Raw genomic sequence first — 19,893 nt, 5'->3', positions numbered from 1 at the left:
CTACCTCGCGTAGTTGGCGCGGATCCGCTCCTGCACGAAGTCCCCGGCGGTGATCGGGGGGTAGGTGCCGCCGGGGCTCTCGATGACGACGTCGGCGTTGGCCTGCGCGAAGAAGGCGATGCTGTACCGCGGTCCGAGGTCGTCGCCGGGGCCCGGCGCCTTCACCCGGTGGAAGTTCGACGGGAGGACGCCGTCGCTCCACCGGGTCAGCATGTCGCCGATGTTGCAGGTGATCGCGTCGCCGGCGGGGTCGACCGGCGTCCAGGCCTGCCCCTCGGCCTCGGCGCCGGGCAGCACCTGCAGGCCGCCCTGGCCGGGCCGCTGGAACAGCAGGGTGAGGCAGTCGAAGTCGGTGTGCGCGCCGGCCCGCCACAGGTCGGTCCGGGCCGCGGCCTCCGGCGAGACGGGGAAGTAGTGCAGCAGCCGCAGCGCGCTCCGGTAGTCCGGCGCGGCCGGGTCGTGCGCCCGGGCGAAGAAGTCCGGGTCGAAGCCCAGCTCGACCGCGAAGCAGGAGAGCACGTCCAGAGCGACCTGCCGGCAGCGCGCCTCGAAGCCGAGCATGGTCGCGCGGAAGCCGGCCAGCTCCTCGTCGGTCGGCCAGCGCCCGGCCATGTGCGGGAGGGTGACCTGGAAGGACTCCTTCTCGTCGGGGGTGCCGATCGAGGGGCGCACCTGTGACTTGGACTCCCAGCCGGCGTTGAGCGCCCGGTCCAGCGGGCGCCGGGCCTTGACCTCGGCCGGCAGGGCGAAGAAGGCCTGCGCCGCGGCGAAGGCGACGTCGATCTCCTCGGCGGTGATCCCGTGGTCGACGACCTGGAAGAAGCCGATGTCGGTGGCCGCCGCCCACAGCTGCGCGGCGATCTCGGCGCGGCGGCCGGGGAGGCCGGCGAGGCTGATCCGGCGCACCTCGCGGTCGCTGGTCTCGGTGCCGAGGGCTCCCATGCGGGCCTCGCGCTCGAGCTCGGTGAGTCGGCTGCTCATGGGTCCTCCGGAACGGCGGGGCGGTCGGGGACAAGGCAACCAGCGGGCTGTTTCGCCGGCGTGACGGCGGAGGAACGGGCGGCCGCACCGGGCGGGTCCCGGTGCGGCCGCCCCGCGTCAGCGGCCGGGCAGCGCCCGCGCGACCTGCTCGGCGATCGCCTGCTCCCCCAGCGCGTTCGGGTGCACGATCACCGGGTTGGTGCCGACCAGCACAGGCTCGACCCACCGGACGCCGATCGGCCGGCAGGCGTCGCGCCCCTCGGAGACGCGGGACATGTCGACGTAGGTCGCACCGGTCCGACGGGCGGCGCGCTCGATGGCGCCGTTGAGGGTGGCCTGCAGGTTCCGCAGGTAGGGGACGTCGCCGCGGGCCACCGGCATGAGCGGGAAGCAGCCGCCCGCGGCCGGAAGGATCCAGGGGTAGCCCACGATCACGACGCGGGCGTGCGGCGCGGCCGCCCGGACGTCGCGCAACGCCTGCACCAGGGCCGGGTAGGTGGTGCCCTCGACGGTGTCGGTGAACGAGGAGCCGTACTGGTCCGCGCAGGGGCTGCCCAGCCCGAGGCTGGCGGTCCCGGCGACCCCGCACGCGAGGATCGCGCCGATGAACACGCTGCTGTCGTTGCCGCCGATCGTCATGGTGACCAGGTCGGTCCCCGCGTCGAGCGCGTCCAGCTGCGGGGCCACGCCCGGGTACTGCGCCGTCCGGAAGTGGGTGGTCTCGGCGGCACCGCAGGTCACGTCGGTGAGCCGGGCCCCCAGGCGCGCGGCCAGGACGTGCGGGTAGTTCCGCGTGGAGCGCAAACACAGCGGCGACGCGGTCGGGTCCAGCGGCAGGACACCGGAGGCCGCGCTGTAGGAGTCGCCGAGGGCGACGTACTCCAGCGGCTCGGGCGGCTGCGGGGTCGCCGAGGCGGGGACGGCGAGGCCGAGGACGACGGCGATCGCGGCGAGGGCGGGGACGACGAGACGACGCACGGGCGCTTGCTCCAGGGGCCGGGGGCAGGTCGCCCCGTACAACGGCCGGCCGACCCGGAGGTGACGGCCGCTCCCCCGCCGTCCCGCGCGCCGCCGGGGGGTCAGAGCCGGGCCACCGCCGGCCACTCCCGGGCGATCGCCTCCACGTGGCGGGTGTCGGTGCCGCAGCAACCGCCCGCCACCGCGAGCCGCGGCAGCAGCAGGGACAGCTCGCCGTACCGGCGGCCCAGGTCCGCCGGATCGCCGTCGTCGAGGGTCTCGGCCTCGTCGAGTTCGGCGTGACTGCGGGTCGAGGCGTTGGCCCGGATCCCCCGGATCCGCCCGGTCCACGCGGCGCCGGGTTCCAGGGCGCCGGCGAAGTGGGACGGGTGGGCGCAGTTGACCATCAGGTGGGCCGCCGCGCCGTCGGTGGCGTCGTCGAGCGCGGTCACCGCCTCGCCGAGGGCCCGGCCGCTGGGCAGCCGGCCGTCGGTCTCGACCGTGAAGGAGACGACGGCGGGCACGCCGGCGGCGACGGCGGCCCGGACGATCCCGACCGCCTCCTCGACGTAGGTGATCGTCAGCGCGGTCACGAGGTCGACGCCGGCGTCGGCGAAGGTGTCGATCTGCGGCGCGTGGTAGGCCTGCGCCCGCTCGGCGGTCAGCATCGTGTCCGGGGCGTAGGCGTCGGCCTGCGGGCCGATGTTGCCGCTCAGCAGCGCCGGCAGGTCCCGGCCGGCCTCCCGGTCGCGCAGCCCGGCGAGCAGCGCGACGGCGAGCCGGTTCACCCGGTCCAGGCCGGCCGCGTCGTACCCGAGGCGCTCCCCCCATCCCGAGCTCGCCCGCCACGTCGGCGTCTCCAGGACGAACCCGGTGTCGTGCTCGCGGGCGATGGCGAGGTAGCCCTCGTAGTAGTCGCGCAGCCGGGCGGTGCCGTCGGCGGTCTCCAGGAGGGGGAAGGCGGCGAACTCGGGCAGGTCGACGCCCTGCAGGAAGATCAGGTCGGTCTCGAGGCCGCCGTCGGTGAGGAAGGGCCTGTCGTCGAGGAGCGGGAGCCGGGGTGCGGAGGTCATGCCGCCGAGCCTGGCCGCGCCCGGGGTCCGGTCTCATCGCCCGAACCGGCCATCCGGGGGGTGGTGAGGGCCCGCTCCCCGGGTCTACGGTCGCCCGCGTGGACGGCCGTCCGCTCCGGCAGCAGATCGGGTTCTGCCCGACGCCGCTGGGGCGCGTCGCCTACGCGGAGGTCGGCTCCGGGCCGCCCCTGGTGCTCCCGCCGCCCTGGATCGGGCATGTCGAGCGGGAGTGGGCGTTCCCCGAGGTCCGCGCCTTCGTCGGCGCCCTGGCCCGCGACCACCGCGTCGTCCGCTACGACCGGCCCGGCACGGGTCTGTCCGACCGCCTCCCGGCGGGGGCACCGCCGCCCTCGCTCGACGACGACGTCGAGGTGGTCGGCGCCCTCCTGGACTCCCTGCAGATCCCCGCCGCGGCGGTGCTCGGCTTCTCCACCGGCGGGTGCGTCGCGGTGGCGCTCGCCGCGCGCCGCCCCGGGGTCGTGACCCGGCTGGTGCTCGTCGGCGCCTTCGCCGACGGTTCCGCCATCGCCCCGCCCGGCCTCGGCGAGGCGCTGGTGGCCACGGTCCGGGCGCACTGGGGCGCCGGCTCCCGGGCGCTGGCCGACGTGTGGGTCCCGGGGACGAACCGCGCGACCCGGCAGGCGTTCGCCGACCTGCAGCGCGCCTCGGCCGATGCGCAGGACGCCGCCCGCGCGCTCGAGGCCGTCTACGCCACCGACGTCCGGCAGGAGGCGCCGCGGGTCCGGGCGCCGACGCTCGTCCTGCACCGCCGCGGCGACCGGGCCATCCCGGTGCAGCTCGGCCGGGAACTGGCGGCGCTGATCCCCGGCGCGCGGCTGACGCTGCTGCCCGGGGAGCTGCACCCGCCCTGGCTGGGCGACCGGGACGCCGTCGTCCGCGAGGTCCGGGCGTTCCTCGCGGACGACCCGGCCGACCCCGCCGACCACCCCGTTGACCCGGCCGACCCCGCCGACCACCCCGACGGCCCCCCGGCGGCCCCGCCTCCCCGCGAGCGCCCCGGCGCCGGCACCCTCAGCGAGCGGGAGCGCGAGGTGCTCCGGCTGGTCGCCGCCGGGCTGACCGACGAGCGGATCGCGGCGACGCTGGTGCTCTCGCCGCACACCGTGCACCGGCACGTCTCCAACATCCGGATCAAGCTCGACGCCCCCTCGCGGGCCGCGGCCGCCGCCGCCGCGGCCCGCTCCGGCCTGATCTGACCGCGCGGATGGCCCGTCCGGGCCGGAGACCGGCGGCATGGCCCGTTCCGGGGAAGCGAGTCCTGCCGCGGCACCGGTGGGCTGTGCCCATGACGATCCTGCGCAGCACGTACGCCGCCTTCACCGCCGCCGTCTACGACCCGTTCCTCGCCCTGGGCGAGCGCCGCGGCATGGCCGCCCACCGACGGGCCCTGCTCGCCGGCGCCACCGGGTCGGTCCTCGAGATCGGCGCCGGGACCGGCCTGAACCTCGAGGCCCATCCGCCGGGACAGCACCCGCTGGTGCTCACCGAGCCCGATCCGGCCATGGCCCGCCGCCTGGAACGGACGGCGGCGCGGCAGCGCCCGGACGCGGTGGTCGTGCGCGCCGGCGCCGAGGACCTGCCCTTCGCCGACGGCACGTTCGACGTGGTGGTGTCCACCCTCGTGCTGTGCACGGTCCCCGACCCCGACGCGGCCGTCGCCGAGCTCCGGCGGGTGCTGCGGCCCGAGGGGCGGCTGCTGTACCTGGAGCACGTCCGCTCCGCCGACCCCCGGCTGGCGCGCCGACAGGACCGGCTCGCCCCGGCCTGGCGCCGGTTCGCCGCCGGGTGCGTCTGCAACCGGCCCACCCTGGAGCTGCTGGCCGGCGCCTTCACGCTGGCGCCGCCGGCCCGCGCGACCTGGGCGGGCATGCCGTCGATCGTGCATCCGCTCGCCATCGGCACCGCCGTACCGCGCTCGGCCGGCGCCGGCCGCGCGCGCGAGGTCGCCGCGGTCAGCGGGCGCCCAGCCCCGCCCAGTACTCGTTGAGCGCGCGGTTGGTGCGGACGAACCAGATGAACGGCCCGACCAGGATCAGCGCACCGGGGAAGAACCACAGGCCGGTCAGCACGGTGACCGGTGGCTGGCGGCCGCTGCGCTCGTAGAGCTGGCCGACCTCGTGGCTGAGCAGGAACGGGTTGACGAGGCCGAAGATGATCGCGATCACCACGGCGAAGACCCCACCGAGGCCCTCTCCGCTGTGCCGCTTCATCTCCTCGTGCACCAGGTAGTAGTAGACGAAGGCCCAGATCCCGAGGGTCACGAAGAACAGCAGGATCATCATGCCGGTCGACCGGATGCGCCCCACCGGCCCGGCCGGGCGGGCGAACTGGTCGGCCACGGGCGGGGCCGGCATCGGCTGCCCGTAGCCGGGAGGGGGCGGCGGGGCCGGGGCCGCGCCGGACCACGGCGGGCTCGCCGCTGCGGGGGGCGGGGTTCCGCGGGGTGCCGGGTTCTCGGACGTGGTCATGGCGCGCCTCCTGAGGTCGCCGTCGGCGCGGATCGGCGGCGCGCCCGACGCTAGCGGCCCGGCACCGCCCGCGGGCGGGTACGAGGGCCCTGCCCCGGGGTAGGGGTCGGCCATGGATGCGATCGCAGTGGGCAAGGCAGGTCTGCAGGGCTGGCGCGCGAAGGTGGCCGACGGTGTGGCCGCGCCCGTGGCCCGCCGCGCGGGTCTGGACGACGAGAAGATCCGCGCGGCGATCGGGGCGCTGTTCTTCGTGCTGTCGGTGGTCTACGTCGTCCAGACCGTGCGCCAGGTCGCGGCGCGCAGCTGATCAGCGCTTGCGCGTACCCGAGAGCGCGCCGTTGACGCTGGTGTGCAGCCGCTCCACCACCGGGTCCAGGGGGGCCGGGCGGGCCCCGGCCGGCAATGGCTCGACGGGCAGGACCACCCACAGCAGCGGGTAGATCAGCAGGCCCGCGCCGGTGAGGGCGAGGGCGAGGAAGCCGACCCGCCACAGGACGACGTCCACCCCGGTGGCGTCGGCCAGCCCGCGGCAGACGCCGCCGAGCATCGTGTCGGTGCGGCCGCGCCGCAGGGTCGGGCGGGGAGCGGGGGGAGGCACTGGCGAGGTCATGCCACGAGCCTGGCCGCCGGCAGGCCCCCTGCCCATCGGGGAACCCCCTGAGCCGACCCGGGTTCCGCGCTGCGGGGGAACCCGGGTCGGGGACACTTCCGGGGTGGCTCCCCGACGCTGTCCCTGCGGCACCGGCCTGACCTACGCCGAGTGCTGCGGCCGGCTGCACGAGGGGGGCGGGGCGGCCACCGCCGAGCAGCTGATGCGCTCGCGGTACAGCGCCTTCGCCGTCGGCGACGCCGCCCACCTCCTCGCGACCTGGCACCCCGACACGCGACCCGGGTCGCTCGACCTCGACCCGGCCGTGCGCTGGACGGGCCTGGAGGTGCTGGCCACCACCGGCGGGGCGATGCTCGCCACCGAGGGCACCGTCGAGTTCCGCGCCTCCTACGTGGACGGTGGCGGCCGGCGCGGCGCCCAGCACGAGGACAGCCGGTTCGTCCGCGTCGGCGGCCGCTGGCTCTACCTCGACGGGGTCGCGCTGCCCTGACCCCGCTCGGCCTACGGGCGGACCTCGTAGATCAGGTTGAACGGGGTCTGGGCCGCCCGCCGGAAGCGGGTGAAGCCGGCCTCCGCGGTCACCTGCCGGATGGCGGCCTCCCCGGCCTGCGCGCCGAGGGCGTGCCCGCCGGCCTGGGAGAGGGCGTTGGGCACGCACAGGAACAGCGAGCCGGCGTAGTAGAGCCGGCCGACCGGCGTGAAGGTGTCGGCGACGTCGTCGGGCGCGTAGGGCTCGACGAGCAGCCACGTGCCGTCCGGTGCCAGCGACTCCCGCACCCGCCGGGCGGCACCCACCGGGTCGCCCATGTCGTGCAGCGCGTCGAAGGTGGTCACCAGGTCGTACCCGGAGCCGGGGAAGCCGTCCGCGGGGGCGACCTCGAACGAGATCCGGTCGGCGACCCCGGCGTCGGCGGCCTGCTTGCGCGCCCGCTCGATGGACTCGGCGTGGTAGTCCGAGGCGGAGACGGTCGACCGCGGGAACGCGCGCGCCATGAGGACCGAGGTGGTGCCCAGCCCGCAGCCGACGTCGGCCACCCGCCCGCCGGCGGTGAGCTTCGCCTCGACGTCCTCCAGCGCCGGGATCCAGGTCTGGACGAGCTCGGTGACGTAGCCGGCCCGGTAGAAGGCGTCGGTCCCCACGAAGACGTCGTCGCCGTGCTCGTGCCAGCCGATGCCCTCGCCCGTGCGGAACGCCTCGGTGAGCCGCGGCTCGTCGCGCAGGTACCCCAGCACGACGAGGAACGCCGCCGGCAGGTTCGGGCCGTCCGGGTCGGCCAGGCAGAACGCCTGCTCCTCGGTCAGGAAGAAGCGGCCCGTCGCCCCGTCGTAGGTCGCGTAGCCGCCGGCGGCCTGCCCGCGCAGCCACTCGGTGAGGTACCGCGGGGCACACCCGGTGCGGCTCGCGAACTCCTCCGGCGTGGCCGGCCCCTCGGCGAGCGCCCGGTACAGGCCCAGCCGGTGGCCGACCACCACCCCGCCGGCCGCGCCCACCGCGCCGGCGTCGAGCACGAACTGCCCCAGGAACGCGCCGATCTTCTCGTGGTCCATGTCGCTCTCCTCTGTGCGTCCGCCCGGTCCGTCGCCGGGACGACGCAGACCCTCGGCCCGCCCGCTGTCACGGCACTCGCACCCGCTGGCAGCGCGCTCACGGCTTCCGCCGGCCCCGCGACGGCGGCAGGCTGTCCGCCGGAGGTGGCGCATGGCGGAGGGGCGGGTGTCGCAGCGGCGGGTGCCGACGGCGGTCGGCGTCGAGGTCCTGGGTCCGCTGCGCCTGGCCGTGGACGGGGTTCCCGTCGACGTCCGGGGGGCCAAGCGGCGGGCGGCGCTGGGGCTGCTCGCGCTGGCGGAGGGCCGCACGGTCGCCGTCGACGCGCTCGTCGACGCGCTGTGGCCCGACGACGTGCCCGACTCGGGCCGGCAGGCGCTGCACAGCGTCGTCTCCCGGCTGCGCTCCGACCTCGGCCCGGCCGCCGTCCGGCTGGAGACGGGCCCCGCCGGGTACCGGCTCGCCCTGGCACCGGACGAGCTGGACCTGACCCGCGCCCGCCGGCTGCTGACGACGGCGCGCGGGCTCGCCGGCCGCGACCCGGCGGCCGCCGCCGCCCTGCTGCGGGAGGCGTGCGACCTGTGGCACGGGCCGGTGCTCCCGGACCTGACCGTCGTGCCCCCCATCGCCACCGCGGCGCAGGCGTGCGCGTCGCTGCGCCGGGAGGTCGTCGACGCCCTGGTGTCGGCGGCGGTCGCGGCCGGTGCCGCGGAGGAGGTCGGCGGCCTCGCCGAGGCCGCGGTGGCCGAGGACCCGCTGCGCGAACCGGCGGTCCTGGGCCTCGTGCGGGCACTGGCGGCGACCGGCCGGGCACCGGCGGCCCTCCGGGTGGCGCGGGAGTTCCGGGCCCGCCTGGCCGAGGAGACCGGCCTGGACCCGACGCCCGCGCTGGCCGAGCTGGAGCGCGCCGTCGCGAGCGGGGGCGCCGGCCCGGCACCCACCCGGCCCGCCGCGATCCCTGCCTTCCCGTTCCCCGCCACCTCGCTGCTCGGGCGGGCGCCGGAGGTGGCGGCGCTGCACGGGCTGCTGGCCGCCGAGCGGCTGGTCACGGTCGTCGGGCCCGGCGGGGTGGGCAAGACGCGCCTGGCGCTGGAGGTGGCTCGGCCGGTCGCGGACGCGACGGTGCTGCTACTGGCGCCGGTGACCGACGCCGCGGCCGTGCCGCACGCGCTCGCCGGGGCCCTCGGGCTGACCGCCGTCCGCGGCGACGTCCTGGCGACCTGCCTGGCGGTGCTCGGCGACCGGAACGGGCTGCTCGTCGTCGACAACTGCGAGCACCTGCTCGGCGCCGCGCGCGACCTGGTCGCCGCGGTGCTGGCCGGCTGCCCGCGGCTGGCGGTGCTCGCGACCAGCCGGGAGCGGCTGGGGCTGGCCGCCGAGCACGCCCACCGGCTGGCCCCGCTCGATCTCCCCGCTCCCGGCCAGGACCCTGCCGCGGCCGCCTCCGTCGCCCTGTTCGCCGATCGGGCGCGCCGGGTGCGGCCCGTTCCGCCGGAGCAGTGGGACACGGTCGCCGACGTCGTCCGGCGGCTCGACGGCATGCCGCTGGCCATCGAGCTGGCGGCCGGCCGGCTGTCCAGCCTGTCCCTGCCCGACCTGCGCGACCGCCTCGACCGCGCGCTCGACCTCCTCGGCGGCGGCGCCGGCCCCAGCGGCGACGCGCGCCACCGGACCCTGCGGGCGACCGTCGCGTGGTCCTACGAGCTCCTGGGACCCGACGAGCAGCGCCTGTTCCGCCACCTCTCGGTGTTCGCCGACGGCGTCGACCTCCCGACCGCGGAGCGGCTGGCGGCGGACCTGGGGCTGTCGGGCGATCCGGGCAGCCTCCTGGCCCACCTGGTCGATGCCTCGGTCCTGGACGCCGACCTGGGCGACGGCACCCGCTACCGGATGCTCGAGACGCTGCGCGCCTTCGGCCGCGACCGGCTGGCCGCCGCCGGTGAGGCCGCCGACGCCGACGAGCGCCTGCTCCGGTGGGCCGGACGGCTCGCGGCGGAGGCCGGCACCGCGCTGGGCTCGGCGGACGAGCCCGCGGCCGACCGCGTCCTGCGCCGGGAGGTCGCCAACCTGCGGGCGGCCTGGCACCTGGCCCGCGGGAGCGGCCGGCTCGACGCCACCGTCGCGCTGATCACCCCGCTGTACGACGCGATCGCCTACCGCGACCTGCTGGAGCTGCGTACCTGGGCCGAGGACCTCGCCGAGGACCCCGCGCTGGGCCGGTCCCCCCGGGCGGTGCTCGTCCTCGCCGCGGCCGCGGAGGCGGCCTACCACCGCGGGGACCGGGCGACGGCGCGGCGGCGCGCAGAGGCCGGGCTGGCGACTCCCGACGTCGACGAGGCCGGCCACTGGCTCTGCCGGTGCGTGCTGTCGGTCGTGGCGCTGGCGGCCGGCGCCCACGGCGAGGCGACCGGGCACGCCCTGGCCGCGGACCGGACGGCGCCCCGCGGGCGGGAGTGCCTCGGGCTGGCGGCGCTCGCGACCGCCTACGGCGGGGACCTCGACGCCGCGCGCGCCTGGAACGACCGCGGTGCCGCCGACGCGGTCGCCCCGACGATGCGCTCGTGGGCCGCCTACGTCGCCGGCGAGATCGACGTCCTGGCCGGGGACGGCGCAGCGGCCGAGGCGCAGTACCTGCGCGCCGTCGACCTCGCCCGCGCCTCGGGCGCCACCTTCCTCGTCGGGGTCGCGACCGTCGGGCTGCTCACCGTGCGGGCCTCCTCCGGCCGGGTTCCCGAGGCGCTGACCGGCTACCGGGAGGTCGTCGACTACTTCGCCCGCACCGGGAACTGGACGCACCAGTGGGCGACGCTGCGCGACCTGGCGCGGCTGCTGCGGAGGCTGGGGGACGAGGTCGCGGCGGGGGCGATCGAGGCCGCCGCCGACGCCGCTCCCGACGCCCCCGCCGACGGCCGGCCCCACGCCACCGGTCCGCGGCCCGAGGTCCCGCCCGGCCGCGCCGCCGTCCTGGACCTGGCGCGGCGGGCGATCGACGAGGCCCTCACCCGGCGGTGAGGGCCGCGCCGGCGCCGGCCGGAGCCGGTGCCTGCAGCCGCCGCCGCGGGCGCTCGACGAAGGTCTCCTCGGCGACCCAGTCGGCGTAGACGTCGGGCCCCATGGCGTCGATCAGGCCCGCGGTCTGCGTCGCCTGCGCGCGCAGGGCGGCCACCTTGCGCGCGGTGTACCGCTCGTCCAGCGCCAGGTCGACGGCCAGCCGGTCCTCGGGCACGACGACGGGGAAGCCGGGCAGGTAGACGCCGAGCTCCGCGTCCAGCGCGCTCCACCGCCGGACCCGCCGGGCCGGGAACGCTGCCTGCAGCAGCCGCGTGCCGGCCGGGGCGGCCCGCTCGACGGCGGCGGCCGTCCAGCGGCCGACGGCGCGGTGGTCGGGGTGCCCGGTGAGCCCGTCCGGGCCGAAGGTCAGCACGGTGTCCGGGCGGACCGCCTCCAGCGCGGCGCACAGGGTGGCCACCGCCTCCTCCGCCGGCACCGCGTCGCAGCCGCCGTCGGCGTACCCCAGCCAGGCGTGCTCGACGACCCCGAGGACCTCCAGGCTGCGGTCCAGCTCGCGGGTGCGCTCCGCGGCGAGCGCGTCGGGCGGCCACGCGACCGGGTCCGCCGTCCCCTGCTCGCCGCGGGTGGCCGTCACGCACACCACCCGCGACCCGGCGTCGCGCGCGGCGGCCATGAGGCCCGCGGACAGGTACGCCTCGTCGTCGGGATGGGCCCACACCCCCAGCAGGGTGCCGAGCGCGCGGACGTCGGTCAGGGAGGTGGTCACGGTCGGCTCCTGGCGTGCGGTCGGGCGCCGTCGGACGGACAGCGGCTCGTGCCGAGGATCGGTCCGGGGGCTCGCAGCGGGCTCGCACGCCGCTGGCACTCCGCCCGGCGGCGGGCCTCATGGGCGGCCGGCCGACCTCAGCCGCCGGCGCCCTCGAGGATCCGGTGCGGATCGGTGGCGGCCGACAGCGCGGCCAGCCGCGCGCGCACGGCGGGGGCGTGGTCGCGGGCCAGCACGTCGGGGGATGCCGCCCGGTCGTGGGCCGGTGCCCGCCCCCCGGTGGCCTGCCCCAGCGCCCCGGCGAGCTCGTCGGCGCACACCCGGGTGGCGGCGCGCTCCTCGGGCCGGCCGCCCCCGATCACCCGCACGGCCAGGGCGGCGTCCCGGGGGCCGACGGCGCTGGGCACGGCGGGCGCCCAGCCGACCGCCCCGCCGAGCAGCCGCACCTCCACCCACCGGGGCAGGCCCCCGCCGAGCGCTCGCAGGGCCGCGTCGGCGCCGGCGGCGGGCAGCCGGTCCAGCAGCAGCGAGGACTCCCGCCCCGACGGGCGGCCGACCGCGGCGGGCCGCAGGTCACCCCGGCCCCGCACCCCGACGGCCGAGGCCCGGGGGCGCACGGCGTCGCGCAGCGGGGCGATCACCCCCGCGCCGTCCTCGGGCTCACCGGTCCAGACCACCGACACCGCGACGGTCGGCTCGCCGGCCCGCGGCCGGGCCAGCACCAGCGTCGTCCCCACGTGCGGCGGCAGCGCCGGCGCCCACTCCCGCCACGCCCGCAGGACCGCAGCGGCCTCGCCGCCCGGGTAGCGCAGCAGCGCGGTGCCCAGCGGCGCCCCGGGCAGCAGGTCCAGCTCGACGGCGGTGACGACGCCGAGGCCGGACCCCCCGCCCCGGATGCCCCAGAAGAGCTCGGCGTCCTCGGTAGGGGTCGCCCGCCGCAGCACCCCGTCGCCGGTGACGACCTCCACGGCGCGGACGTGGTCCGAGGCCAGCCCGTAGGTGCGGGCCACCGGGCCGACGCCGCCCCCGGTCACCGAGTCCACCACCCGCTCGGCGGCCGAGGCGCCCGTGACCGCGACCAGCCCCGCGCCGGCGGCGGCGTCGAGCACCTGCGTCCAGACCGCGCCCGCCCCGATCCGCGCCCAGCCGGCCGGGGACACCGTCGTCCCGGCGAGGGCGGTCGTGTCGACGACGACGGCCCGCGGCAGCGGCGCCGTGCCCTCGCGGACCGCGATCCCGTGCCGGCCCGCCAGGCGCAGCACGGCGACGACGTCGGCGGCCGTCGCGGCCCGGACGACGGACCCGTCGACGAGCGCCGCGCCGGGGGACAGCCGCGAGCGCAGCCGCGCGGCGAGGTCGGGCGGCAGGGCGGGCCGGTCTGCCGGCGGCACGGCGGTGGGCACGGCGGGGGGCACGGGTGACACGGACACTCCTGGGTGGTGCGGGCGGGTCGGATGCACCCTCGACTCACCCGCTTGGCTGGTCCTTGCCGGTCGCTTGCGCGCCGGGTGACGGCCGATGTCGCCCCCCGGCCCTAGGCTGCGCGCCGATGAGCGGCACGACGTTCCGGGTCCTGGGGCCCGTCGAGATCCGGCGGGACGACCGCCTCCTCCCCGGGCAGACCGCCCGGCACCGGGCGACCCTGGCGGCGTTGCTGGTGGACGTCGGCCGCACGGTGCCCGTCGACGTGCTGGCCGACCGCGTGTGGAGCGGGGAGCCCCCCGCGTCGGCGTCGGGCACGCTGCAGGCCCTGATCTCCCGGCTGCGCCGCGAGCTCGAGCCCGAGACGCCGCCCGGCGGCTGGCACCTTCTGCTCACCCGGGACCCGGGCTACGTGCTCGCCGCCGATCCCGAGGACGTCGACGCGGTCCGGTTCGTGCGCTCCCTGCGGACCGCCCGCGACCTGGTCGCCCGGCACGACGTCGAGGGCGCGCGGGCCGCGGTCGCCGAGGGGCTGTCGCTGTGGCGCGGGCCGGCCTACGCCGACGTCTCCGCGGCCTTCGCCGTCGAGGAGTCCGAGCGGCTGGAGGAGCTGCGGCTGGACGCCCGGGAGCTGGCCGCGGAGCTGGACCTGCGGCTGGGCCGGCACGCCGAGATCGTCGACGACCTGCGCGAGCTGGTCCGGGCCAAGCCGCTGCGGGAGGGGCTGCGGGCCTCGCTGATGCTGGCGCTGTACCGCTCGGGTCGGCAGGCCGAGGCCCTGGAGACCTACGCCGAGGGCCGCGCGCTGCTCGCCGACGAGCTGGGCGTGGACCCCGGCCCCCCGCTGAAGGACCTGCACGGGCGGATCCTGCGCCAGGACGCCGGCCTGGCCGCGCCGGTCCGCGAGCCGACCGCGCCGCCGGCTCCTGCCCCGGTCCCCACCCCGGTCCGGCCCGCCCCGCCGGCGGCGCTGCCCGTCGCGCCGCTGCCCGTACCGCTGACGAGCTTCGTCGGCCGCGCGGCGGAGCTGGACGCGGTGACCGCGGCCCTCGCGGGCGGGCGGCTCGTGACGCTCGTCGGGCCCGGGGGCAGCGGCAAGACCCGGCTCGCGCTGGAGGCGGCGCGGCGGCGGCCCGCGGACGCGCCGCCCGCGGCGCTCGCCGAGCTGGCCGGCGTCGAGGACCCCGAACTGGTCGCCGCCGAGGTCGCCACCGTGCTCGGCGTCAGCCTGACCGCCGGAGATCCGGTGGGCGCGGTCGCCACCGCCGTGCAGGGGCGGCGGCTGCTGCTCGTGCTGGACAACTGCGAGCACGTCGTCGAGGCGGCCGCCGAGCTCTGCGCGGCGCTGCTGGCCCGCTGCGCCGACCTGCAGGTGCTCGCCACCTCCCGCGAGCCGCTCGGCGTGCCCGGGGAGGCGGTGCTCGCCTGCGGGCCGATGCCCACTGGCGCGCCCGGCAGCGACGCGGAGCAGCTGTTCCTCGACCGCGCCCGGCTGGCCGCGCCGCACCTGGCCGGCCCCTCGGACGACGAGCTGGAGCAGGTGCGGGAGCTGTGCGCGGCCCTGGACGGCCTGCCGCTCGCCGTCGAACTCGCCGCCGCGTGCCTGACGACGATGCCGCTGGCCGAGGTCGCCGCCCGCGTCGACGACCGCTTCGCGCTGCTGTCCGACGGCCGGCGCACCGCCGCCCCGCACCAGCGCACCCTCGCTGCCACCGTGCAGTGGAGCGTGGACATGCTCGCCCCGGCCGAGCTGGCGGTGTTCCGCGCGGTGTCGGTGCTGCCCGGCACGTTCGGCCCCGACGCCGTCGCCGCGGTGGCCGCGCCCGAGGTGGACGGCGCCACCCTGCCCCTGCTCCGGGTGCTGGTGGCCAAGTCCCTCGTCGAGCTCGACCACGGCACGGGCCGCTACCGGATGCTGGAGACGCTCCGGCAGTACGGGGAGCAGGGGCTGGCGCCGGAGGAGGAGCAACGGTTCCGCGGCCGGCACGCGAGCTTCGTACTCGCGCTGACCGAGGAGCTCGAGCCCACCCTCCGGCGTGCCGAGTGGACGGCGAGCGCCCGCCGGCTGGACGCCGAGCAGCCCGGCCTGCGCGCCGCGCTGTCCCACGCCCTGGCCACCGGGCAGGGCGAGGTGGCGCTGCGCATCGGCTCGGCGGTCGCCTGGTGGTGGTACCGGCGCGGGCACGTGCAGGAGGGCCGCCGCTGGCTGGCCTCCGCGCTGGCGGCCACCCCCGACGCGCCGCCGGCCGTGCGCAGCGGGGCGCTGCTGGGCGACGCCCTGCTGGCCTACCTCTCCGGCGACGTCGCCTCGATCTGGGCGCGCACCAACGAGATCGTCTCCTCCGCCGGCGACGAGGACGACGGGGTGCTCCCGCTGGCCCTCGTGCTGCGCGCGTTCGTCGGCGCGCTGATGGGCCAGGCCGATCCCGACGGGGACACCGGCCGCGACATCGCGCGGGGCGTGGAGCTGGCCCGGGCCTCGGGCATCGAGTGGGTGCAGGCCGAGATCGCCATGACCCTGGGCCAGTTCGCCCGGGTGGCCGGCGACGCCGAGGGCGCGCTGGAGCACCTCGCGCGGGCGGCGGACCTGGCGATCGGCCTCGGCCACTCCTGGGCGCACTCCTCGGTGCTGTGGATCCGGACCAAGGTGCTGATCGACCTGGGCCGCGCCCCCGAGGCGCTGGGAACGCTGCGGGAGATGGTCGAGCTCACCCACCGGGAGGGCGACGCCACCGGCACGCTGGCCGGGCTGCTCACCGCGGTCGGGGCGGTCACCGTCGCGGGCCGCCCGCGGGAGGCCGCCCTGCTCCTCGGCGCGGTGCAGGCCGGCACCCGCCTCGTCGGCTACGACCCGCTGCGGATGGACCCGGTCGACGGCCGGCGCTACGTCGCGGCCGCCGAGGCGGCGCTGCCCGCCGAGGAGTACGCCGCCGCCCTCGCCGAGGGGGCGCTGCTCGACCTCGGCGGCGCGGTCGCGCTGGTGGGGCGGCTGACCGTCGGCTGACGCATCCGCGCGTGGCGGCCCGCGCGTGCGGGAACCTGTCCGACATGGCGGAGTCCTCGGGCGGCGCTCCCCCGCCGCCTCCCCCCTCCCGGGCCCGCGAGGTGAGCGGGCCGCACCGGCTGAGCGCCCGGGAGTGGCGACGGGTGCTGCGCCGGACCGCCCGGCACGTGCTGGGCGACCGGCTGCAGGTGCTCAGCGCCGGCATCTCCTTCTTCGCGATCCTGTCCATCGCGCCCGTGCTGGTCACGGCGCTGTCGGTGTACGGCGCCCTCAACACCCCGGAGCAGGCCCTCGCGCAGCTGTCGGACCTGGCCCGGACGCTGCCCGACGACCTGGAGCCGATCGTCGAGGACCAGCTGACGACGATCACCACCGCCTCCGGGGAGGTGCTCACCTGGCAGGGCATCAGCGGCCTGCTCGTCGCGCTGTGGACGGCGACGACCGCGGCCACCTTCCTGGTCGACGCCCTGACGCTGGCCTACTCCGAGACCGAGACCCGCGGTCTGCTGCGCCGCAGCGGCATCGGCCTGGCCCTGGTGGTCGGGATCGCGCTGCTCGTCGGTGCCGTCATCGCGGCCGGCGGGCTCGCCTCCCGGGCGGTGGACGGCGCTCCGGACGCGGTGCGGACGGCGTGGCGGCTCCTGGTCTGGCCGGGCCTGGCGGCGGTCATGGCGTGCGGGCTCGCCGTCCTCTACCGCTACGCCCCCGACCGGCACGACGCCCGCTGGCGGTGGATCACGCCGGGCGCCGGGCTCGCCACCCTGCTCTGGCTGGCCTCGTCGATGATCCTGTTCGCCTACGTGCAGAGCCTGGGCAACTACGAGGCGACGTACGGATCCCTGGCCGGGGTGGCGATCAGCATGTTCTGGCTGTGGCTCAGCGTCTTCCTGGTCATCGTCGGCGCGGCCGTGAACGCCGAGGCGGAGCGGGAGACCCTCCGCGACACCACGGTGGGCCCGGAGCGGCCGATGGGCGAGCGCGGCGCCGTCGTCGCCGACAGCACGCCGCCGTAGCCGAGGGGCCACGACGGGACACGGCACGGCCGGGTTGCCGCTCTCCGCGGTTACCACCCGGTAGGAACGGGCACGCCACCTCGTCGACGGGGCCATCCGCCGGCACCCGGCCACCGCCGCACCCGCGGCTGCAGCGCAGCCGCACCCACGACAGGAGACGGGCACCGCATGCTGTACCGGGCCTATGAACTGCACCGACGCGCGGCCACGCCGCTCCGGACGGCCTCGGCGCTCACCGCCCGGGCCCTGGCCGCGCTGCCACCGGCCGTCGGGGACCGGCGACCGGTCCGGCGGGTCGGTGCCGCCTGCGACCTGCTGGCGCACGCCGGAGCCACCCACGCGCGGCCCGACTGGGGCATCGACACGGTCGTGACGGGCGGGCGCGAGGTGCGGGTGGAGCGCCGGGCCGCGCTCGAGACCCCCTTCGCGACCCTCCAGCACTTCGCCCGCCCGGAGGCGACCGGCCAGCCGCGCGTGCTGCTCGTGGGGCCGATGTCGGGCCACTTCACCACGCTGCTGCGCCCCACCGTCCGCACGCTGCTGGCCGACCACGACGTCTACGCCCTCGACTGGGCGAACGCCCGCGACGTCCCCGTCGAGCACGGGCCGTTCGGGCTGGACGAGTACGTCGACCACGTGCTCGCAGCCCTGCGCCACCTGGGGCCCGACACGCACGTCGTGGCGGTCTGCCAGCCGGCCGTGGCCGTCCTGGCCGCGGTCGCCGTCCTCGCCGCCGACGACGACCCCGCCCAGCCCGCCACGCTGACCCTGATGGCCGGCCCCGTCGACACCCGGGTGAACCCCGGACCGGTCAACGAGCTCGCCGCCAAGCGCCCCCTGTCGTTCTTCGAGCGCTGGGTCGTCGACACGGTGCCGGCACCGCTGGCCGGCGCCGGCCGGCGCGTCTACCCCGGCGTCACCCAGCTGACCGCCTTCATGTCGCTGGACCCGAAGCGCCACCTGCGCGCCCACCGGGCGATGTACCGCGCGCTCGTCGACGGCGACACGGCCGCCGCCGCCCGGACGCGGGCGTTCTACGACGAGTACGGCGCGGTCATGGACGTGCCGGCGGAGTTCTACCTGGAGACGCTCGAGCGCGTCTTCATGGACCAGCACCTGGCGACCGGCCGCTACACCTGGCGCGGCCGGCCCGTCGACCCCGCCGCCATCACCCGGACGGCGCTGCTCACCGTCGAGGGCGCTCAGGACGAGATGTGCCCGCCCGGCCAGACGCAGGCGGCGCACGACCTCTGCGGCGGGATCCCGGCCGAGCACCGGCGCCACCACCTCCAGGAGGGTGTCGGGCACTACGGCGTGTTCAGCGGCTCTCGCTGGGAGACCGGCATCTATCCGGTGCTGCGCTCCTTCGTCGCCGACCACCGACCAGCCGGCGCCCGCGCCGGCTGACGCACCCGGCCCCCGGACCGCGGGCCGGCGCCGCCGCGACCGTCGTACCCCGCTGCCAGGATGGGCGCCGTGCTGTTCGCCGAGGTCGTCGCCGCCTCCGCCGAGGTCGCGGCCACCCGTTCCCGCACCGCCAAGACGGCGGCGCTCGCGCGGGTGCTGCGCGCGGCCGACCCCGGCGAGGTGACGGCGGTGGCGGCCTGGCTGGCCGGTGAGCCGCGGCAGGGGCGGCTCGGCCTGGGCTGGCGCACACTCACCCGGGCCGCGCACGCGCCGGCGCCCGGGCCGGGGCTCTCCGTCGGCGCGGTCGACGAGGCGCTGACCGAGCTGGCCGCGACCGCCGGGCCGGGGTCGGTGGCCCGCCGGGACGCGGTCCTCGCCGGCCTCCTGGGCGCGGCGACCGCCGAGGAGCAGCGCTTCCTGATCCGCCTGCTCGCCGGCGAGCTGCGGCAGGGGGCGCTGGAGGGCGTGCTGGCCGACGCCGTGGCGGCCGCCGCCGAGGTGCCGCCCGCCGCGGTGCGGCGGGCCGCGATGCTCGCCGGGAGCGTGCCGGCCACGGCGGCCACGGCCCTGGCCGGCGGGCTCGCCGCGCTGGAGGCCGAGAGGCTGCGGGTCGGCCGGCCGGTGCGGCCCATGCTCGCGGCCCCGGGCTCCTCGCTGGACGCGGCGCTGGCCGACCTCGGCAGCGGGGTGACGGTCGAGTACAAGCTCGACGGCGCGCGGATCCAGGTGCACCGCGACGGCGACGAGGTGCGGGTGTGGACCCGGACCCTGCGCGAGGTCACCGACGGCGTGCCCGAGCTGGTCGAGCTGATCCGGGCACTGCCGTGCCGCACCGCCGTGCTGGACGGGGAGACCCTCGCCCTGGACGACGACGGCCGGCCGCGGGCCTTCCAGGACACGATGAGCCGCTTCGGCAGCGACGGGGCGGGCGAGGACACCGCCGCCGTGCTGCTCTCGCCGTTCCTGTTCGACGTGCTGCACCTGGACGGGCGCGACCTGCTCGACGAGCCTCTGACGGTCCGGCTCGACGCGCTGGCGGGGCTCCTGTCCGGCGAGGAGCACGCACCGCTGCGCATGCCGGGCGTCCGCTCGCCCACCCCGGAGCAGGCCGCCGCCGCGCTCGACGCGGCGCTCGCGGCCGGGCACGAGGGCGTCGTGGTCAAGGCGCTGGACGCGCCCTACGCGGCCGGGCGGCGCGGCCGGTCCTGGCAGAAGGTCAAGCCGGTGCACACCCTGGACCTGGTGGTGGTCGGCGCCGAGTGGGGCTACGGCCGGCGGACGGGCTCCCTGTCGAACATCCACCTGGCCGCCCGCGACCCGGCCGGCGGCGAGCCGGTGATGGTGGGCAAGACGTTCAAGGGCATGACCGACGAGCTGCTCGCCTGGCAGACCGCGACCTTCCCCGCGTACGCGGCGGACCGGCCCGACTGGGGGGTGCGGCTGCGGCCGGAGCTGGTGGTCGAGGTCGCCGTCGACGGCGTGCAGCGCAGCACCCGCTACCGCGGCGGCGTCGCGCTGCGGTTCGCCCGGGTGCTGCGCTACCGGCCGGACAAGACGGCCGCCGAGGCCGACACCCTCGACGCGATCCGGGCGCTGCTGCCCGGCGGATGACG

General features: G+C 77.9%; 17 protein-coding genes. 9 read left to right on the top strand and 8 right to left on the bottom strand.

Annotation, left to right across the window (positions count from 1 at the left end; all coding sequences use genetic code 11):
- The 3 genes from BMY88_RS02495 to BMY88_RS02485 form a co-directional block, all read right to left on the bottom strand.
- Nucleotides 1-981, bottom strand: a complete 981-nt coding sequence (locus BMY88_RS02495) for an isopenicillin N synthase family dioxygenase (RefSeq protein ID WP_091939711.1) — start codon at nucleotides 979-981, stop codon at nucleotides 1-3.
- 117 nt (nucleotides 982-1,098) lie between these two features.
- Nucleotides 1,099-1,959, bottom strand: coding sequence for an SGNH/GDSL hydrolase family protein (locus BMY88_RS02490; RefSeq protein WP_170860915.1), 861 nt, complete (start codon nucleotides 1,957-1,959; stop codon nucleotides 1,099-1,101).
- Between the two features lie 101 nt (nucleotides 1,960-2,060).
- Nucleotides 2,061-3,011 (bottom strand): homocysteine S-methyltransferase family protein, encoded by a 951-nt coding sequence (locus BMY88_RS02485; RefSeq protein WP_091939709.1) that lies wholly within the window; start codon nucleotides 3,009-3,011, stop codon nucleotides 2,061-2,063.
- A 98-nt stretch (nucleotides 3,012-3,109) separates the two neighbouring features.
- On the opposite strand from BMY88_RS02485, the gene BMY88_RS02480 reads away from it, so the two are divergent.
- Both BMY88_RS02480 and BMY88_RS02475 read left to right on the top strand, forming a co-directional pair.
- Complete coding sequence (locus BMY88_RS02480) at nucleotides 3,110-4,228, top strand: alpha/beta fold hydrolase (RefSeq protein WP_211435433.1); 1,119 nt, start codon at nucleotides 3,110-3,112, stop codon at nucleotides 4,226-4,228.
- A gap of 89 nt (nucleotides 4,229-4,317) precedes the next feature.
- Entirely contained in the window at nucleotides 4,318-5,019 is a 702-nt protein-coding gene (locus BMY88_RS02475) for a class I SAM-dependent methyltransferase (protein ID WP_091939707.1), read from the top strand.
- On the opposite strand, the gene BMY88_RS24580 is transcribed toward BMY88_RS02475, so the two are convergent.
- Complete coding sequence (locus tag BMY88_RS24580) at nucleotides 4,985-5,500, bottom strand: DUF4234 domain-containing protein (protein WP_280138679.1); 516 nt, start codon at nucleotides 5,498-5,500, stop codon at nucleotides 4,985-4,987. The two genes, BMY88_RS02475 and BMY88_RS24580, sit on opposite strands and share 35 nt — an antisense overlap.
- A 112-nt stretch (nucleotides 5,501-5,612) precedes the next feature.
- Between BMY88_RS24580 and BMY88_RS02465 the strand changes: the two genes are divergently transcribed.
- Nucleotides 5,613-5,807 carry a hypothetical protein gene (locus tag BMY88_RS02465; RefSeq protein WP_091939705.1) on the top strand — a complete coding sequence of 65 codons (195 nt, stop codon included), beginning with the start codon at nucleotides 5,613-5,615 and terminating at the stop codon, nucleotides 5,805-5,807.
- On the opposite strand, the gene BMY88_RS02460 is transcribed toward BMY88_RS02465, so the two are convergent.
- Nucleotides 5,808-6,110 carry a PspC domain-containing protein gene (locus BMY88_RS02460; protein ID WP_091939703.1) on the bottom strand — a complete coding sequence of 101 codons (303 nt, stop codon included), beginning with the start codon at nucleotides 6,108-6,110 and terminating at the stop codon, nucleotides 5,808-5,810.
- A 103-nt stretch (nucleotides 6,111-6,213) separates the two neighbouring features.
- On the opposite strand from BMY88_RS02460, the gene BMY88_RS02455 reads away from it, so the two are divergent.
- Nucleotides 6,214-6,600: a YchJ family protein gene (locus BMY88_RS02455; RefSeq protein WP_244524416.1), complete on the top strand. Its 387-nt coding sequence runs from the start codon at nucleotides 6,214-6,216 to the stop codon at nucleotides 6,598-6,600.
- Between the two features lie 11 nt (nucleotides 6,601-6,611).
- On the opposite strand, the gene BMY88_RS02450 is transcribed toward BMY88_RS02455, so the two are convergent.
- Nucleotides 6,612-7,658 (bottom strand): class I SAM-dependent methyltransferase, encoded by a 1,047-nt coding sequence (locus BMY88_RS02450; protein WP_091939699.1) that lies wholly within the window; start codon nucleotides 7,656-7,658, stop codon nucleotides 6,612-6,614.
- A 151-nt stretch (nucleotides 7,659-7,809) separates the two neighbouring features.
- Here BMY88_RS02450 and BMY88_RS02445 point away from each other — a divergent pair, with 151 nt between their 5' ends.
- A complete protein-coding gene (locus BMY88_RS02445; RefSeq protein WP_211435432.1) occupies nucleotides 7,810-10,668 on the top strand; it encodes an AfsR/SARP family transcriptional regulator in 2,859 nt (952 codons plus the stop codon).
- Here BMY88_RS02445 and BMY88_RS02440 read toward each other — a convergent pair.
- Both BMY88_RS02440 and BMY88_RS02435 read right to left on the bottom strand, forming a co-directional pair.
- Nucleotides 10,655-11,434, bottom strand: a complete 780-nt coding sequence (locus tag BMY88_RS02440; RefSeq protein ID WP_211435431.1) for a PIG-L family deacetylase — start codon at nucleotides 11,432-11,434, stop codon at nucleotides 10,655-10,657. The two genes, BMY88_RS02445 and BMY88_RS02440, sit on opposite strands and share 14 nt — an antisense overlap.
- A gap of 137 nt (nucleotides 11,435-11,571) precedes the next feature.
- Nucleotides 11,572-12,858: an FAD-binding protein gene (locus BMY88_RS02435; protein ID WP_139220379.1), complete on the bottom strand. Its 1,287-nt coding sequence runs from the start codon at nucleotides 12,856-12,858 to the stop codon at nucleotides 11,572-11,574.
- 125 nt (nucleotides 12,859-12,983) lie between these two features.
- On the opposite strand from BMY88_RS02435, the gene BMY88_RS02430 reads away from it, so the two are divergent.
- From BMY88_RS02430 to BMY88_RS02415, 4 genes are all read left to right on the top strand, one after another.
- Nucleotides 12,984-15,860 carry an AfsR/SARP family transcriptional regulator gene (locus tag BMY88_RS02430; RefSeq protein ID WP_091939692.1) on the top strand — a complete coding sequence of 959 codons (2,877 nt, stop codon included), beginning with the start codon at nucleotides 12,984-12,986 and terminating at the stop codon, nucleotides 15,858-15,860.
- Between the two features lie 44 nt (nucleotides 15,861-15,904).
- Entirely contained in the window at nucleotides 15,905-16,873 is a 969-nt protein-coding gene (locus BMY88_RS02425; protein WP_091940019.1) for a YihY/virulence factor BrkB family protein, read from the top strand.
- Nucleotides 16,874-17,041: 168 nt separating this feature from the next.
- A complete protein-coding gene (gene phaZ, locus BMY88_RS02420) occupies nucleotides 17,042-18,280 on the top strand; it encodes a polyhydroxyalkanoate depolymerase (protein ID WP_091939690.1) in 1,239 nt (412 codons plus the stop codon).
- A 69-nt stretch (nucleotides 18,281-18,349) separates the two neighbouring features.
- Nucleotides 18,350-19,891: an ATP-dependent DNA ligase gene (locus tag BMY88_RS02415; RefSeq protein ID WP_091939688.1), complete on the top strand. Its 1,542-nt coding sequence runs from the start codon at nucleotides 18,350-18,352 to the stop codon at nucleotides 19,889-19,891.
- The last annotated feature ends 2 nt before the right edge of the window (nucleotides 19,892-19,893 follow it).

The organism is Trujillonella endophytica (assembly GCF_900110555.1).
Taxonomy (GTDB): Bacteria; Actinomycetota; Actinomycetes; order Mycobacteriales; family Geodermatophilaceae; genus Trujillonella; species Trujillonella endophytica.
Note: the sequence above shows the minus strand (reverse complement) of the source record. Positions and strands in the feature narration are given on the sequence as shown.